Source organism: Stutzerimonas stutzeri SDM-LAC, assembly GCF_000235745.1.
In the GTDB taxonomy this organism is placed as follows: Bacteria; Pseudomonadota; Gammaproteobacteria; order Pseudomonadales; family Pseudomonadaceae; genus Stutzerimonas; species Stutzerimonas stutzeri_H.
Genome location: NZ_AGSX01000125.1, coordinates 39,072 through 54,464, shown reverse-complemented (window position 1 = coordinate 54,464; position 15,393 = coordinate 39,072). Strand labels below are relative to the sequence as shown.

The 15,393-nt window shown below is 63.9% G+C and carries 15 protein-coding genes; 8 read left to right on the top strand and 7 right to left on the bottom strand.

Annotation, left to right across the window (positions count from 1 at the left end; translation table 11 throughout):
* Nucleotides 1–18: 18 nt before the first annotated feature.
* From trkA to def, 4 genes are all read right to left on the bottom strand, one after another.
* Complete coding sequence (gene trkA, locus PSTU_RS0113105) at nucleotides 19–1,392, bottom strand: Trk system potassium transporter TrkA (protein WP_019341486.1); 1,374 nt, start codon at nucleotides 1,390–1,392, stop codon at nucleotides 19–21.
* 72 nt (nucleotides 1,393–1,464) lie between these two features.
* Complete coding sequence (gene rsmB, locus PSTU_RS0113100) at nucleotides 1,465–2,787, bottom strand: 16S rRNA (cytosine(967)-C(5))-methyltransferase RsmB (RefSeq protein WP_029404770.1); 1,323 nt, start codon at nucleotides 2,785–2,787, stop codon at nucleotides 1,465–1,467.
* 5 nt (nucleotides 2,788–2,792) lie between these two features.
* Nucleotides 2,793–3,722, bottom strand: coding sequence for a methionyl-tRNA formyltransferase (gene fmt / locus PSTU_RS0113095; protein WP_019341484.1), 930 nt, complete (start codon nucleotides 3,720–3,722; stop codon nucleotides 2,793–2,795).
* 209 nt (nucleotides 3,723–3,931) lie between these two features.
* A complete protein-coding gene (gene def, locus PSTU_RS0113090; protein ID WP_019341483.1) occupies nucleotides 3,932–4,438 on the bottom strand; it encodes a peptide deformylase in 507 nt (168 codons plus the stop codon).
* A gap of 148 nt (nucleotides 4,439–4,586) precedes the next feature.
* Between def and PSTU_RS0113085 the strand changes: the two genes are divergently transcribed.
* The 3 genes from PSTU_RS0113085 (at nucleotide 4,587) to PSTU_RS0113075 (ending at nucleotide 7,411) form a co-directional block, all read left to right on the top strand.
* Nucleotides 4,587–5,612, top strand: a complete 1,026-nt coding sequence (locus PSTU_RS0113085) for a LysM peptidoglycan-binding domain-containing protein (RefSeq protein WP_019341482.1) — start codon at nucleotides 4,587–4,589, stop codon at nucleotides 5,610–5,612.
* 86 nt (nucleotides 5,613–5,698) lie between these two features.
* On the top strand, nucleotides 5,699–6,790 hold the full coding sequence (dprA, locus tag PSTU_RS0113080; RefSeq protein ID WP_019341481.1) for a DNA-processing protein DprA: 1,092 nt from the start codon (nucleotides 5,699–5,701) through the stop codon (nucleotides 6,788–6,790).
* Between the two features lie 63 nt (nucleotides 6,791–6,853).
* Nucleotides 6,854–7,411 carry an L-threonylcarbamoyladenylate synthase gene (locus PSTU_RS0113075; protein WP_019341480.1) on the top strand — a complete coding sequence of 186 codons (558 nt, stop codon included), beginning with the start codon at nucleotides 6,854–6,856 and terminating at the stop codon, nucleotides 7,409–7,411.
* A gap of 36 nt (nucleotides 7,412–7,447) precedes the next feature.
* Here the strand turns inward: PSTU_RS0113075 and PSTU_RS0113070 are convergent, their stop codons facing one another.
* On the bottom strand, nucleotides 7,448–8,425 hold the full coding sequence (locus PSTU_RS0113070; protein WP_019341479.1) for a quinone oxidoreductase family protein: 978 nt from the start codon (nucleotides 8,423–8,425) through the stop codon (nucleotides 7,448–7,450).
* A gap of 153 nt (nucleotides 8,426–8,578) precedes the next feature.
* Here PSTU_RS0113070 and hemF point away from each other — a divergent pair, with 153 nt between their 5' ends.
* Nucleotides 8,579–9,496 carry an oxygen-dependent coproporphyrinogen oxidase gene (hemF, locus tag PSTU_RS0113065; RefSeq protein WP_019341478.1) on the top strand — a complete coding sequence of 306 codons (918 nt, stop codon included), beginning with the start codon at nucleotides 8,579–8,581 and terminating at the stop codon, nucleotides 9,494–9,496.
* A gap of 80 nt (nucleotides 9,497–9,576) precedes the next feature.
* Nucleotides 9,577–10,395 (top strand): shikimate dehydrogenase, encoded by an 819-nt coding sequence (aroE, locus tag PSTU_RS0113060; protein WP_019341477.1) that lies wholly within the window; start codon nucleotides 9,577–9,579, stop codon nucleotides 10,393–10,395.
* A 17-nt stretch (nucleotides 10,396–10,412) separates the two neighbouring features.
* Here aroE and PSTU_RS0113055 read toward each other — a convergent pair whose 3' ends face one another.
* Complete coding sequence (locus tag PSTU_RS0113055) at nucleotides 10,413–11,024, bottom strand: NAD(P)-dependent oxidoreductase (RefSeq protein WP_019341476.1); 612 nt, start codon at nucleotides 11,022–11,024, stop codon at nucleotides 10,413–10,415.
* A gap of 15 nt (nucleotides 11,025–11,039) precedes the next feature.
* Entirely contained in the window at nucleotides 11,040–11,351 is a 312-nt protein-coding gene (locus tag PSTU_RS0113050) for a glycine zipper domain-containing protein (protein WP_019341475.1), read from the bottom strand.
* A gap of 418 nt (nucleotides 11,352–11,769) precedes the next feature.
* On the opposite strand from PSTU_RS0113050, the gene pbpG reads away from it, so the two are divergent.
* The 3 genes from pbpG (at nucleotide 11,770) to PSTU_RS0113035 (ending at nucleotide 15,392) form a co-directional block, all read left to right on the top strand.
* The gene (pbpG, locus tag PSTU_RS0113045; protein WP_029404769.1) at nucleotides 11,770–12,714 is read left to right on the top strand and encodes a D-alanyl-D-alanine endopeptidase; all 945 of its coding nucleotides are present in this window, start codon (nucleotides 11,770–11,772) and stop codon (nucleotides 12,712–12,714) included.
* Between the two features lie 137 nt (nucleotides 12,715–12,851).
* Nucleotides 12,852–13,232: a DUF2946 family protein gene (locus tag PSTU_RS0113040; protein WP_029404768.1), complete on the top strand. Its 381-nt coding sequence runs from the start codon at nucleotides 12,852–12,854 to the stop codon at nucleotides 13,230–13,232.
* A 123-nt stretch (nucleotides 13,233–13,355) separates the two neighbouring features.
* Nucleotides 13,356–15,392 (top strand): TonB-dependent receptor, encoded by a 2,037-nt coding sequence (locus PSTU_RS0113035; RefSeq protein ID WP_019341472.1) that lies wholly within the window; start codon nucleotides 13,356–13,358, stop codon nucleotides 15,390–15,392.
* The last annotated feature ends 1 nt before the right edge of the window (nucleotide 15,393 follow it).

Below are 15,393 nucleotides of genomic sequence, written 5' to 3'. Positions count from 1 at the left end.
CGCATCAGCGTTTGCCCGTTAGAAGAAGGTAAGCCCCGCCTGGAACAGGCGTTCCACATCGCGGATATGCTTCTTGTCGACGAGAAACAGAATCACGTGATCGCCTGACTCGATCACCGTGTTGTCATGCGCAATCAACACCTCTTCGTCACGGATCACTGCGCCGATGCTAGTGCCGGGCGGCAAGGCAATCTTGCTAATGGCGCGGCCAACCACCTTGCTCGAACGCGAGTCACCGTGGGCGATCACCTCGATGGCTTCGGCCGCTCCACGGCGCAAGGAATGAGCGCTGACGATATCGCCGCGGCGCACGTGGGTCAGCAAGGTGCCGATCGTGGCCAGCTGCGGACTGATGGCAATGTCGATCTCGCCGCCCTGGACCAGATCGACATAGGCCGGGTTGTTGATGATGCACATCACCTTGCGCGCACCGAGACGCTTGGCCAGCAGCGAGGACATGATGTTGGCCTCGTCATCGTTGGTCAGCGCCAGGAAGACGTCCGCATCGTTGATATTCTCTTCCACCAGCAGGTCGCGATCAGAGGCGCTGCCCTGAAGGATGATGGTGCTGTCCAGCGTGTCGGAAAGGTAGCGGCAGCGCGCCGGGCTCATCTCGATGATCTTCACCTGGTAGCGGCTCTCGATGGCTTCGGCGAGGCGCTCGCCGATGTGCCCGCCGCCCGCGATGACGATGCGTTTGTAGTTATCATCCAGCCGACGCATCTCGCTCATTACTGCGCGGATATGCCCACGGGCGGCGATGAAGAACACCTCATCGTCCGCTTCGATGACCGTATCGCCCTGGGGCAGGATGGCCTGATTGCGCCGGAAGATCGCCGCCACACGCGTGTCGACATTGGGCATGTGTTTGCGGATCTGGCGCAACTCCTGGCCCACCAGCGGCCCGCCATAGTACGCGCGCACTGCGACCAGCTGGGCCTTGCCGCCGGCGAAGTCGATCACCTGCAGCGAGCCGGGGTGTTCGATCAGGCGCTTGATGTAGTTGGTGACCACCTGTTCGGGGCTGATCAATACGTCGACCGGAATCGCTTCGTTGCTGAACAGGCCCGAGCGAGTGAGATACACCGACTCGCGAACCCGGGCGATCTTGGTCGGCGTATGAAACAGCGTGTAGGCGACCTGACAGGCGACCATGTTGGTTTCATCGCTGTTGGTTACCGCGACCAGCATGTCGGCGTCATCGGCACCTGCCTGGCGCAGTACCGTCGGGAATGAGCCGCGACCCACCACGGTGCGAATGTCCAGCCGATCGCCTAGATCGCGCAGGCGATCGGCGTCAGTGTCGACCACCGTGATGTCGTTGGCTTCACTGGCGAGATTTTCGGCAAGCGTACCGCCCACCTGCCCTGCGCCGAGAATGATGATCTTCACGCGATCGCTCCTGAAAGGCGGCTGGTAACCGCCACAGCATGGGGTAGCCGAGACGTTGGCGTCTGGCCCACCTTAGGATTGTCGGCCATTGGGTTGGGCCGCGACTTTTATCAATTTGGCGTAGTAGAAGCCGTCGTGGCCATCGCTCTGGGGCAACAGCTGGCGCCCGTGTGGCTGCTCGAGGCCGAAACCCTTGGGCAGGTCCAGCTCCCGCGCGCCCGATGTGCGTGAGAGGAAGGCTTCGATCACCTCACGGTTTTCGGTTGGCAGCACCGAACAGGTTGCGTAGAGCAGAATCCCGCCGACGGCCAGGGTCGGCCACAGCGCGTCGAGCATTTCGCCCTGCAGCGCGGCCAGTGGCGCGATGTCGTCGGCCTGGCGCGCCAGTTTGATGTCCGGATGTCGGCGGATCACACCGGTGGCTGAGCACGGCGCGTCGAGCAGGATCCGCTGGAAGAGTTGGCCGTCCCACCAGGCGTCGGTGGCTCGCGCGTCGGCTGCCACCAGCTTGGCGTCGAGCTGCAAGCGAGCGAGGTTTTCCCGGACGCGCTGCAAACGTTTCGGCTCCAGATCCAAGGCGATGACCTCAGCCAGCGCAGGTTCGCGTTCGAGGATGTGGCAGGTCTTGCCGCCGGGGGCGCAGCAGGCGTCCAACACCCGTTGACCGGGGGCGAGGTCGAGCAGTCCCGCAGCGAGTTGTGCCGCTTCGTCCTGCACGCTGATGCGCCCGTCGGCAAAACCGGGTAGCTGCGTCACATTGCAGGCTGCAGCCAGCCGAATGCCATCTTCGCTGTGGCTGCAGGGGAGGGCTTCGATGCCGGCTTCCCGCAACTCCGCAAGATAGGCATCGCGCTCGACCTGGCGATGATTGACCCGCAGCATCATCGGCGGATGCAGGTTGTTCGCCGCGCAGATCGCTTCCCAGTGCTCTGGCCAATGGGCCTTGAGCGACTTCTGCAGCCAGCGCGGATGGGCAACACGAATCACCGGGTCGCGTTCCAGTTCGGCGAACAGCGCTTCACCGTCCCGCTGGGCGTTGCGCAGCACCGCGTTGAGCAGGCCTTTTGCCCAAGGCTTTTTCAGCTTCTCCGCGCAGCCAACGGTTTCGCCAATGGCGGCGTGCGGTGGAATGCGGGTGTAGAACAACTGGTACAGGCCGACCAGCAGCAAGGCTTCGACATCGCGGTCGGCGGCCTTGAAGGGCTTCTGCAGCAAGCGCTCGGCAAGGCCTGACAGACGCGGCTGCCAGCGGGCAGTGCCGAACGCCAGTTCCTGGGTCAGGCCGCGATCACGCGCATCCACCTTGGCCAGTACGTCGGGCAGGCTGCTGTTCAGCGAGGCCTTGCCGGACAGCACCACGGCCAGTGCGCGCGCTGCGGCGAGGCGTGGATTCATCGACATTATTCGAACGCCTTGCCGACGGCGAACTGTTCGCGGCGGCTATTGAACAGGTCGCTGACGGCCAGCGCCTTGCCGCCCGGGAGTTGCAGGCGCGTGAGCGTCAGCGAACCCTCGCCACAGGCAACCACCAGGCCGTCCTTGCTTGCTTCGATGATCTGGCCCGGCGCGCCCTGACCTGAGGATAATTGCGAGGCGTGAATTTTCACCGGCGCACCGTCGAGGCTGCTGTGGCAGATCGGCCAGGGATGGAACGCCCGAACCAGGCGCTCAAGCTCAACTGCGGGTCGCTGCCAGTCGAGGCGCGCTTCGTCCTTGTTCAGCTTGTGTGCATAGGTAGCCAGGCTGTCGTCCTGGATTTCGCCTTTCAATGTGCCGGCTTCCAGCGCCGCTGCCGCGTCGATCACGGCACGCGAGCCGAGCTCAGCCAGCCGATCATGTAGGGCGCCGCCGGTATCCTGCGCGGTGATTGGTGTGCGGACCTTGAGCAGCATCGGTCCGGTGTCCAGCCCCGCTTCCATCTGCATGACGGTCACGCCGGATTCGGCATCGCCCGCTTCGATCGCGCGCTGAATCGGCGCGGCGCCCCGCCAACGTGGCAGCAACGAGGCGTGGCTGTTGATACAGCCCAGGCGCGGCATGTCCAGCACGGCCTGCGGCAGGATCAAGCCATACGCGACTACGATCATCAGGTCCGCCTGCAAGCCCGCCAGTTCCGCCTGCGCAGCGGGGTCGCGGAGGGTCTGTGGTTGATAAACCGGAATCTCATGCTGCAGCGCGAGCTGCTTGACGGGGCTGGGCATCAGTTTCTGACCCCGGCCCGCCGGGCGATCCGGCTGCGTATACACCGCCACGACCTGACGCTTGGCGTCGAGCAGGGCTTGTAGATGCTGAGCGGCGAATTCCGGCGTGCCGGCGAAAACGATGCGCATAGAAGGACTCTTCAATGAAAAAGGCTTGCTGCAGGCTGCATGAAAACTACTGCGCTCGGTCATGCTGCGTTAAAAACAGCCTCAAAATGCTCATTTACAACTCGTAAACTGCGCTTTTTCGCCTGTTTTGCGGGGACGCCTAGTCCTTGCCTGACCTTCGCTCGCTACGTTTTCAAGCAGCCTGCGCTGCAAGCCTCTGAGGTGATAGATCAAGCCTGCTGACGGTGAAGCTTTTCCAGCTTCTTCTTGATCCGGTCGCGCTTGAGATTGGATAGATAGTCGACGAACAGCTTTCCGTTGAGGTGATCGCATTCGTGCTGGATACAGACGGCGAGCAACCCTTCGGCGATCAGCTCGTAGGGCTGGCCATCGCGGTCCAGCGCCTTGATCTTGACCTTCTGCGGCCGGTCGACGTTCTCATAGAATCCCGGAACCGACAGGCAACCTTCCTGGTACTGCTCCATCTCGTCGGTGAGAAACTCGAACTCGGGATTGATGAAGACTCGCGGCTCGGTCTTGTCTTCGGACAGGTCCATCACCACCACGCGCTTGTGCACATTGACCTGCGTCGCGGCCAGGCCGATGCCAGGGGCGTCGTACATGGTCTCGAACATATCGTCGATCAGCTGACGTATGCCGTCATCGACCTCCTCCACCGGTTTAGCGATGGTGCGCAGGCGCGGATCGGGAAATTCTAGGATGTTCAGGATTGCCATATGCGTTTGTGATGCACTTATGGAATAAAGTCAAAAGCCGCTGCTAAGATGCCGAGCAGCTTGTAAACGGCTTAACGCCGCTTTCCACAAGGGTTTCTGCGGCGCTAGGGCGCTTTACGTGAAAGCACATCATAAAGGGATTCACCACATGAGGAAATCACTACTCGCCCTGCTGCTGGTGGCGGTTGGCGGCATGGCGCACGCCGCTGTACAGCTCAAGGATGACCATCCGGAGCAGTACACCGTAGTGAAAGGCGACACACTCTGGGACATATCCGGTCGCTTCCTCAGCGAACCCTGGAAGTGGCCGGAACTCTGGCACGCCAACCCGCAAGTCGAAAACCCACACCTGATCTACCCTGGCGACAGCCTTAGCCTGGTGTACATCGACGGCCAACCGCGCATCATGCTCAACCGTGGCGCGTCGCGCGGGACGATCAAGCTCTCCCCCACCGTTCGCACCACGCCCATGGCCGAGGCGATCAGCACCATCCCGCTGGAAGCCATCAACAGCTTTTTGCTGAGCAACCGCATCGTCGACAGCGCCGCCGAATTCGAGGCCGCGCCCTATATCGTTGCCGGCAATGCCGAGCGCGTGATCAGTGGCTCTGGCGACCGCGTCTACGGCCGCGGCGATTTCCAGGACGACATCGCTGTCTACGGCATCTTCCGTCAGGGCAAGACCTATGTGGACCCTGAGACCGAGGAGTTTCTGGGCATCAATGCCGACGACGTAGGCACCGCCGAGCTGCTCGACATGGAGGGCGACATCGCCACCATGATGCTCACGCGTGTCACCCAGGAAGCGCGCATCGGCGACCGCCTGTTCCCCAGCGAAGAGCGTGCAGTGAATTCGACCTTCATGCCGAGTGAGCCGGAAGGCGAAGTCAACGGCGTGATCCTCGACGTGCCGCGTGGCGTGACGCAGATCGGCCAGTTCGATGTGGTGACCCTGAACCGGGGCGCGCGTGACGGACTTAAAGTGGGCAATGTGCTGGCCGTGTACAAGACCGGCGAAACCGTGCGCGACCGGGTTACCGGCGAAAACGTCAAGATTCCGGACGAGCGTTCGGGCCTGCTGATGGTCTTCCGCACCTACGACAAGCTCAGCTACGGCCTGGTCCTGCAGGCGACTCGCTCGCTGTCGGTGATGGATAAGGTCCGCAACCCCTGATACCCCAAGCCCCGCATCGCGGGGCTTGTCATTTCTAGCTGAACAGCACCGCATGGATGCGCTGCGACGAGACAAGGACTGTTCGTATGCCCTCGATTTCCCCTGCCGAACTGGAAGCGCGCCTGCGCCTGCACCTGTTGCCGGAGCTCGGTCCGCGTCGCCTGCACAGATTGCTTACGGCCTTTCCCGATGCGTCTTCTGCGCTCAGTGCGCCTGCCGCGGCATGGCGCTCGCTGGGTTTGCCGGCCAGTTGCGCCGAAGCCAGGCGCAGCCCGGTCATACGTGAGCGAGCCGCAGCCAGCCTCAACTGGCTGGAAGCACCGGGGCATCACCTGCTGATGTGGGATGACCCGGCGTATCCCGGGTTACTGGAGGAGCTGCCGGACGCCCCGCCGTTATTGTTCATCGAGGGTGATCCAAGCCTACTGGAGCGACCGCAGCTGGCCATGGTCGGCAGTCGACGTGCCTCCCGGCCGGGACTGGATAATGCTACGGCCTTTGCGCGCAGCCTGGCACGCGGTGGTTTCGTGATTACCAGCGGGCTGGCGTTGGGTATCGATGGTGCCGCGCATCAGGGTGCACTGGACGTCGGCGGCAAGACCATCGCGGTGCTGGGTACCGGGCTCAAGCAGCTGTATCCGCGTCGCCATCTGGGGTTGGCCGCGAGAATCGTCGAGGGCGGTGGTGCAGTGGTATCCGAACTGCCGCTCGATTGCCCACCGCAGGCCGCCAACTTCCCTCGCCGCAATCGAATCATCAGTGGCTTGTCATTGGGTGTGCTGGTAGTCGAGGCGAGCCCTTCGAGCGGCTCGCTGATCACCGCCCGCCTGGCTGCCGAACAGGGCCGAGAGGTCTACGCAATTCCTGGCTCGATCCACCATCCCGGCGCCCGTGGCTGCCACCAGCTGATCCGCCAGGGCGCGGCGCTGGTGGAAAGTGTCGAGGACGTATTGCAGGCCTTGCGTGGCTGGCAGCAATCGCCGGTCACAGCCGAAGCGCAACGATCCGAGCCAACCCACCCGCTGATCGCCCAGCTGCATGCCGCGCCTATGAGCAGCGAGGCGCTGGCCGACGCCGTCGATCAGCCTCTGTCACACATCCTCGCCGAACTCACCGAGCTGGAAATCGAGGGGCTGGTCGCTTGCGAGAATGGCCGCTGGACCGCCTGCGCGGGTTGAGGGCTGCTGTGCTGCTATTAGCGCTTGGGTACACTTCGCCGATCAGTCTCAGCGGAGGTGGCAATGGTCGGCAATTGGCGAGTGCAACAGGCGGCGCGGGTGGTCAGACGTGGCGGAGTGATCGCTTATCCGACCGAGGCGGTGTGGGGGCTGGGCTGTGATCCCTGGGACAGCGATGCGGTCCACCGACTCCTCGCCTTGAAAGAGCGTCCGGTGGAGAAAGGACTGATCCTGGTTGCCGATTGCATCGAACAGTTCGATTTTCTGCTGGATGATCTGCCTGAACGCTGGCTGGATCGCTTGGTTGGCAGCTGGCCGGGGCCGAACACCTGGCTGGTCCCGCATCGTAATCGTTTGCCGGACTGGATCACCGGCGAGCACCACAGCGTGGCGCTTCGTGTGACCGACCACCCGCTGGTGGCTAGGCTATGCGCCCTGACCGGCCCATTGGTCTCCACATCGGCCAACCCGGCCGGCCGACCTTCGGCGCGCTCGCGTCTACGCGTCGAGCAGTACTTTCCAGGTGAGCTCGACGGCGTACTTGGCGGCAGCCTGGGCGGACGTAAAAACCCCTCCACCATTCGCGATATATGCAACGGCGAAGTCATCCGCGCATCCTGACGCCAGCGGGCGTCAGGGTGCCATACGCCTGTCAGCTCAGGGCAGGAGGATGGTCGAGCCGGTCGTCTTGCCTGCGGCGAGCTGGCGCTGCGCCTCGGCTGCGTCGGCGAGTGGGTAGCGCTGGCCAATCTCGACCTTGATCTTGCCGCTGGCGATCATCTCGAACAGCTCGGCAGCCATGTCTCGCAGGCGCTCGGCCGAGGTGGCGTAGCCGGCCAGAGTCGGGCGCGTGACATACAGCGAGCCCTTCTGGGCCAGTACACCGAGGTTGACCCCCGTCACCGCGCCGGAGGCATTGCCGAAGCTGACCAGCAGGCCACGCGGGGCGACACAATCGAGCGAGACGTCCCAGCTGCTCTTGCCCACCGAGTCGTAGACCACCGGACATTTCTGGCCATCGGTCAGCTCCAGCACACGCTGAACGACGTCTTCCTGCGTGCGGTCGATGGTTGCCCAGGCGCCCAGCGACTTGGCGCGCTCAGCCTTTTCCTTTGAGCCGACCACGCCGATCAGTTTGGCACCGATGGCCTTGGCCCACTGGCAAGCAATCGATCCGACACCGCCCGCCGCCGCATGGAACAGGATGGTTTCTCCGGCTTTCAGCTCGTAGGTTTGGCGCAGCAGGTATTGCGTCGTCAGGCCCTTGAGCATCACCGAGGCCGCCTGTTCGAAGCTCACGCTTTCGGGCAGCTTGACCAGATGCCGCGCCGGCAGCGTGTGGTGTTCGCCGTATGCGCCCAATGGCCCGGTGGCATAAGCCACGCGATCGCCCACGGCGAAATCATCTACGCCCTCACCCAGCGCTTCGACGACACCAGCACCTTCGGTGCCCAGGCCCGACGGCAAGCTCGGCGGCGAGTAAAGCCCACTGCGGAAGTAAGTGTCGATGAAGTTAAGGCCGATCGCATGATTGCGCACGCGAACCTCACCGGCACCTGGTGCCGTGACCGGGACGTCGACCTGTTCGAGGACTTCAGGGCCACCGTGCTGACTGAACTGGATGCGCTGCGACATATCGACTCCTGGCAAAAAACAAAGGAGCCTATCCAACGCTTCCCGGACGCGTCCGTCAATTGGCCCGGTGATATGCTTGCCGGCCTTCTGTTCTAGCGCTGCAGCTTCCGCCCATGCCCGGCGGCGGCGCAGCCCACTTGCCAAGGTGAATTCGTGAACGAGCGTACCGAAGCCGTCAAAGCCTACCTGCTCGATCTGCAGGACCGTATCTGCGCCATCCTCGAAGCCGAGGACGGTGGCGCGCGCTTCGTCGAGGATGCCTGGACGCGCCCTGCAGGCGGCGGTGGCCGGACCCGGGTCATCGAGAACGGCGCGCTGATCGAAAAGGGCGGCGTCAACTTCTCCCACGTACACGGCAGCGGCCTGCCCCCTTCGGCCAGCGCGCACCGTCCGGAACTGGCCGGCCGCGGCTTCGAGGCCCTCGGCGTGTCGTTGGTGATCCATCCAGAGAATCCCTACGTGCCGACTTCCCACGCCAATGTGCGCTTCTTTATCGCCGAGAAGGAAGGCGAAGAGCCGGTCTGGTGGTTCGGCGGTGGATTCGACCTGACGCCCTACTACGGCAATGAAGAGGACTGCGTGCACTGGCACCGCGTGGCCCGGGATGCCTGCGCGCCGTTCGGTGCCGATGTCTACCCGCGCTACAAGGAATGGTGCGACCGCTATTTTCATATCAAGCACCGCAACGAGCCGCGCGGTGTCGGTGGGCTGTTCTTCGATGATCTGAACGACTGGGATTTCGACACCAGCTTTGCCTTCATGCGGGCGGTGGGCGATGCCTACATCGAGGCTTACCTGCCCATCGTCCAGCGCCGCAAGGCGATACCGTTCGGCGAACGCGAGCGCGCCTTCCAGGAGCTGCGCCGCGGGCGCTATGTGGAATACAACTTGGTGTACGACCGCGGCACCCTGTTCGGCCTGCAATCGGGTGGCCGCACCGAGTCGATCCTCATGTCGTTGCCGCCGCTGGTGCGCTGGGGTTACGACAAGCATCCCGAACCCGGCTCGCCGGAGGCGCGCCTGACCGAGTATTTCCTGCAGGATCGAGACTGGCTGGGCGAGCAGCGCTGACACGGCGTTCTCACACGCTGCGTCTGCGTGACGCTCACGCGTGATGGGTGCAGAACATATTGGAAGCGGAGTAATTGTTGATGGACCGCTACGGCGTCTTTGGTAATCCCATCGGGCACAGCAAGTCGCCCCAGATCCACCGGCTGTTTGCCGAACAGACCGGGCAAGTTCTCAGCTATGAACCCTTGCTGGCGCCGCTGGATGACTTTCCTGGCTTTGCCAAAGCCTTTTTCGAGACGGGCCTGGGCGCCAACGTCACCGTGCCGTTCAAGGAACAGGCCTACCGCCTGGCCGACAGGCTAAGCGAGCGCGCCCAGCGGGCCGGCGCGGTGAATACCCTGATAAAGCTCGCAGACGGCAGCTTGCTGGGTGACAACACCGACGGTATCGGTCTGGTCCGCGATCTGCTGGATAACGCCGGCGTCGCCTTGCAAGGCAAGCGAATCCTGCTGTTGGGCGCCGGGGGGGCGGTGCGCGGTGTGCTCGAGCCGCTACTGGCGCAGCGCCCGGCCGCGCTGGTCATTGCCAACCGCACGCTGGCCAAGGCCGAACAGCTGGCGGGCGAATTTGCCGAGCTGGGGCCGGTGAGTGCCAGCGCCTTTGAGCAGCTGCAAGGCCCGTTCGATGTGATCATCAACGGCACGTCGGCGAGCCTCGGCGGTGAATTGCCGCCGTTGGGCGATGACCTGATCGAGCCTGGCCTCACCTTCTGCTACGACATGATGTACGCCGCTCAGGCCACTCCGTTCTGTCAGTGGGCGGCTGAACGAGAGGCGCTCAATCGCGACGGGCTCGGTATGCTGGTCGAGCAGGCGGCAGCGGCCTTTGAGCTCTGGCGAGGGGTGCGACCGGAATCTGCACCGGTGCTGGCGGCGCTACGTCTTCAGCTTGCAGGTTGATCGCCTAGCCAGCGAAGTCAGAGGCGGAAGTGAATCTGCTCGTGCAGGTGCTGCGGTGCCTCCAGCTCATCGACGATCCCCGCCGCGATACGCCGTAACTGCACGCGGCGATCGCCGGGGTCGAGATCGTCGATCACGCTGAAATCCTCGATCGACAGATCATCGCCACCGGCTTCGGCATCCACCAGGGTCCACTTCAACGGATTCGCAGCAATGCGCTGCAGCGCGGCGACGACGCCTGGGTCGTCGCGCTTGGCGGACAGGTCTGCGACCAGCACCAGACGCTCGACGCCGACCTTTGGCAAGCCGGACAGCAGCGCATCCACGGCCTGGTAAAGCTCATGCGGTTGCCCTGCAGCGGCCCCGCCCGAAGCGGTTGCCAGCGCGGGGCTGTCATACAGACAGATCACCGCATCCATCCCGGCCACGCTCTGGGAAACGCTGAGCGCATCGAACAGGTCGCCAGTCTTGGCCCGCAACCCCGGCCGAACGGTCATCGAGTTGAGATCGTCGACCAAGGTCACGGCTTCGTGCTGGCGGGTCAGTAGCTCGCACAGCAGCGCATTGCCGAGGCTCGAATGCGCGCCATACAGGGCAAATTTTAACCGCGGCGTTTCAGCGTTGAGCATGACGGTGTGACCGGCTCAGCGTCGGGTGACGAGATAGCCAATCAGCGCGACCGCGCCGGCAGCCAATGCAACCGTGCTCAGCGGATGTTCCCGTGCGCAGTCCTTGGCCATGCGCCCGGCATCGCGGCCGCGGCGGGACAGGTCATGGCAATGCTCGTCCCAGCGGTTATCGTTCCACAGCGTTTCGGCGCGCGAGCGCAGCGCATTGAAACGACTGCGGGACCCGCGTGATGCGTCGTCCTTGAGGTCATCGAGCGCAGCCATGAGGTTGTGGATTTCGCGCTCGATTTCGTCGCGGGTGGTAGGCGTGCGGCTGAAGCGGGACATAAGTGTTCTCCCTTGAAATGTACGGTTTGGACTCTGCGAAGCGCTGAAGGTGCGTTCGGCCGTGCCCAACCAAAACACCAACTGCTATGAGGGGGACATGCCGATGGCAGCCGGGTTCCGCTGGTCGGTTCGGCTGTGGCGAGAAGCCGCACGGCCGATAACGGTATGGGTGGTGAGCCCGAACCTTGGCGGCAGCGCTGCGCATCTTGTTCTACGCTTTGAGCTGGGTCCGTTGCGTTGCACGGTCCCGGTAACGAAACGAGCGAAACGGCTGGGTAGCTGCGCCTGGCCGATACGCTGGAAGCGCCGAAATATAAGGGCTGGAAGCCATGTGCAGGCTCGCCTTTTCCGTATAATGCGCGCCGCGTCCGTCTGCTTCGGCGCGCCTTTTTTCACTGCCAATTCATCGGTGTTCCTCTTGAAACTTCGTCATTCCCTTCTCGGTCTGCTGCTCGCCTGCACCAGCGTCATGTCGTCCCCCGTTTCCCTCGCCGCACCCAAAGCCCCTGCTCAGCAGGTACTGGCGTCCGGCAGCGCGCTGCTGGTCGACCTGAAGACCAACGAAATCCTCTATTCCAGCAATCCAGACGTGGTCGTGCCGATTGCCTCGGTGACCAAGCTGATGACCGCGATGGTGGCGCTGGACGCCAAGCTGCCGCTCGACCAGCGCCTGTCGGTCACCATCCGCGACGCACGTGAAATGCAGGGCGTCTACTCGCGCGTGCGCATCGGCAGCGAAGTCAGCCGCCGGGAAATGCTGCTGATGACCCTGATGTCGTCGGAGAACCGCGCTGCCGCGAGTCTGGCGCACCACTATCCGGGCGGCTACGGCGCCTTCATCCAGGCCATGAACGCCAAAGCCAAGGCGCTGGGAATGACCCACACACGCTATGTCGAGCCGACCGGCTTGTCCGAGCATAATGTCTCCAGCGCCAATGACCTGGTCAAACTGCTCAAGGCCAGTCAGGCCTACCCGCTGATCGAACAGTTCAGTACCACCCGTGAAAAGACCGTGGCCTTTCACAAGCCCAACTACACCCTGGGCTTCCGCAATACCAACGGCCTGGTGCGCAAGCCTGACTGGAGCATCCAGCTGACCAAGACCGGTTTCACCAACGCCGCCGGCCATTGCCTGGTGATGCGCACGGTGATGAACAAGCGCCCGGTGGCTTTCGTGGTGCTCGACGCCTTCGGCAAGTACACCCACATGGCCGATGCCAACCGCCTGAAGAATTGGATGGAAACCGGCAAGGTCACGCCCGTCGCGCCGGCCGCGCTGGCCTACAAGCAACAGAAGATGGCCGAACGCCGCCTGGCGGGCCAACCGGCCGACGCCGCCAGTACCCTGGCCGGCGGGCGCTGATCGGTGGCCTGCTCGGGCGTGCCGTCTGCGGCACGCCCTTGGCGTTCGGCGCCTGCCGGTTTTTGTTGATCGGGCGCAATCCGCACGGTGATGATGATGCTTATCATCATCACGTCTTCCGCTCCCTCCGGTTCCCCATGACCCGCCGCTGTTTCCCTGCCTGGCTGGCCACCCTTGCTCTGCTGACGCACCTGCTGGCGATGTCCGTCGCGGGCCTGCCGGCGGATGTGCAGCGGGTCGATGGCAACCCGAACCCCACGCATCACGCTGAGGAACACACCGCGCATGCCGATGCGGCGCCGGCGCGCCACGCAGGGCACGAAGGTGTCGGCCATGGCGGCGCGCTGCAATGCTGCTGCGCCGGTTTCAGTGGCCTTGCTGCACTGCCCTTCGACCCGCCACGCCTGCCTGATCGGCTGGTACGCCGGGTCGGCCTGTTGCCTGAACGACCGTTCGCCGTGCCGTTGCCACGGGACCAGTGGCCGGCCCTCAATCCTCGCGCCTCTCCACTCGCCTGACGCCGCCCGGCGTCCCTCCTCCTTGTTTTGCCCCGAACCGTTGCCGCGCCACCGATAGCGCGCGGCACGCCTGCCGACGGCCGCGCGCTGCCCGGCACTGCTCAGCAAAAGGATTCACGCGAGATGTTTCACCTATCTTCACCGCGCCCGTCACTGCCGCCGCTGGTGCTGGCGGCCAGCCTTTTCGTTCATGTACCGATCACCTGTGCCGAGCCCGCCGCATCGGCGCTGTCGCTTGGCACCACCACGGTCACCGCCGGCACGGGCGGATCGCTGCAGACCAGCAGCGTCATCAGCTCGGTCGATCTGCTTGGCGCGGACGTGCTCGAGCAGCAACCCGTGCTCTACAGCTGGGAACTGTTCCGGCGTGCGCCGGGCGTGATGCTGACCGAGTTCGGCCAGGGCACCACGTCCGGCAAGCTGTCGTTTCGTGGCTTCAACGGCGAGGGCGAGGTCAACGCCGTCAAGCTGTTGATCGATGGCATCCCCAGCAACAGCAACGACGGCAACATGCCGTATCTGGACATGCTGTTCCCCCTGGAGATCGACGGTATCGAAGTGGTGCGGGGCACCAATGACCCGCGCTATGGCTTCTACAACATCGCCGGCAACGTGACCGTCCACTCGCGCATCGGTGGTGATTACGGCAAGGCGCGCCTGCGCTACGGCAGCCACGACACGAAGGAGCTGCAGCTGGCCAAGGGCATCGAAGGTGCCAACTGGACGCAGAACTACTTCATCGGCCAGCAGCGCAGCGACGGCTACCGCGAGCATGCCGCAAGTGAGCGCGCCAGTCTGTCCGGCAAGTGGTTCTACACGCCGGATGAAGGAAACTGGCGGCTTGGCGTGATCGCTCGACACTACGAAGCCGAGGCCGACGAGCCGGGTTACCTCTCGCGGGAAGACGCTCGACACGCACCAAGCCAGTCCTACGCGCTGTCGGCCAGTGACCGGGGTGAGCGGCGGATGAACCAGCTCAGCCTGCACCTCGACAGCGAGCTCTCGACCGAGCTGTCATGGGCCTCCAAGGTCTGGCTCAACACCCTGGACGACGACCGCTGGGTGCGTTTCTCGCAATCGGCACCACAGCAGCGCCGCACCACCGAGGAGAAGCACTACGGCGCGCGCACGTCACTGACCTACCGCCCGCAGGTGTCCTGGCTGTACGACCTGGCGCTGGAAGGCGGACTCGACACCGAGCAGCAACGTAATCACAGCGAGCGCTACACCACGGTCGAACGCGCTGCGGTCGCCCAGACGCGCGACCAGCGGTTCGACTACGACAGCTACGGCGCATACGTACAGGCCGTTATCCAGCCGGTCGAGTCGCTGAAGATCATCCCCGGCGTGCGTGTCGATCGCATCCACGGCGACTTCACCGACGAGCTGACTGGCGCCGACTACGCCATCAACGACTACGGCAGCATCGAGCAACCCAAGCTCAGCCTCGTCTATACGCCGGTCGACGCGCTCAGCCTCTACGGCAACTGGGGTCGCACCTTTCAGATCGGCACCGGCGCCGCCGCCTACAAGGTGCCGCCGCGCACCAGCGACCTCGCGCCCTCGATCAACGATGGCTGGGAGACCGGCATCAAGTTCAGCCCGGCGCACTGGCTCGACGGTCGCATTGCCTACTGGGAGCAGGTCGCCTCCGATGAAGTGCGGCGTCGGCTCAACGACCCGAGCGGCGAGTCCGAGAATCTCGGCAAGACCCGACGTTGGGGCTACGACGCCCAGCTCAATCTCTACCCGAGCGATCATCTCAGCCTGTGGTTGAGCCACTCCTGGCAATTCTCCGACATCGAGGCGCCCGACCCGAGCCTGCCGAACAGCAAGGGCAAGGAGATCGATCATGTGCCGCAACGGCTGTATTCGGCGGGCGCGACCTATCAGGCGACTGCGGCGCTGGAGCTGAGCAGCTGGCTCAACGGGCAGACCGACTACTACCTGGAGCGCGAGAACACCCAGGGCACCTACGGCGGTTACCTGTTGCTCAACCTGGGCGCCAGCTACGCGCTCAGCGAGCAGCTGACCCTCGACCTGCAGCTGAAGAACCTGACCGACCGCTACTACGAGTACGTCTGGTACGACGGCGCGCAGAGCTTGCACGCGCCGGGCGACGGTCGTGCGCTGCATGCCGCCGCGACGCTGGAGTTCTGAG

Coding starts and splice junctions, on each gene's coding strand:
- rsmB (WP_029404770.1), bottom strand. CDS start 2,787: ATGAATCCACGCCTCGCCGCAGCGCGCGCACTGGCCGTGGTGCTGTCC.
- fmt (WP_019341484.1), bottom strand. CDS start 3,722: ATGCGCATCGTTTTCGCCGGCACGCCGGAATTCGCCGCTCAGCATCTA.
- def (WP_019341483.1), bottom strand. CDS start 4,438: ATGGCAATCCTGAACATCCTAGAATTTCCCGATCCGCGCCTGCGCACC.
- PSTU_RS0113085 (WP_019341482.1), top strand. CDS start 4,587: ATGAGGAAATCACTACTCGCCCTGCTGCTGGTGGCGGTTGGCGGCATG.
- dprA (WP_019341481.1), top strand. CDS start 5,699: ATGCCCTCGATTTCCCCTGCCGAACTGGAAGCGCGCCTGCGCCTGCAC.
- PSTU_RS0113075 (WP_019341480.1), top strand. CDS start 6,854: ATGGTCGGCAATTGGCGAGTGCAACAGGCGGCGCGGGTGGTCAGACGT.
- PSTU_RS0113070 (WP_019341479.1), bottom strand. CDS start 8,425: ATGTCGCAGCGCATCCAGTTCAGTCAGCACGGTGGCCCTGAAGTCCTC.
- aroE (WP_019341477.1), top strand. CDS start 9,577: ATGGACCGCTACGGCGTCTTTGGTAATCCCATCGGGCACAGCAAGTCG.
- PSTU_RS0113055 (WP_019341476.1), bottom strand. CDS start 11,024: ATGCTCAACGCTGAAACGCCGCGGTTAAAATTTGCCCTGTATGGCGCG.
- PSTU_RS0113050 (WP_019341475.1), bottom strand. CDS start 11,351: ATGTCCCGCTTCAGCCGCACGCCTACCACCCGCGACGAAATCGAGCGC.
- PSTU_RS0113040 (WP_029404768.1), top strand. CDS start 12,852: ATGACCCGCCGCTGTTTCCCTGCCTGGCTGGCCACCCTTGCTCTGCTG.
- PSTU_RS0113035 (WP_019341472.1), top strand. CDS start 13,356: ATGTTTCACCTATCTTCACCGCGCCCGTCACTGCCGCCGCTGGTGCTG.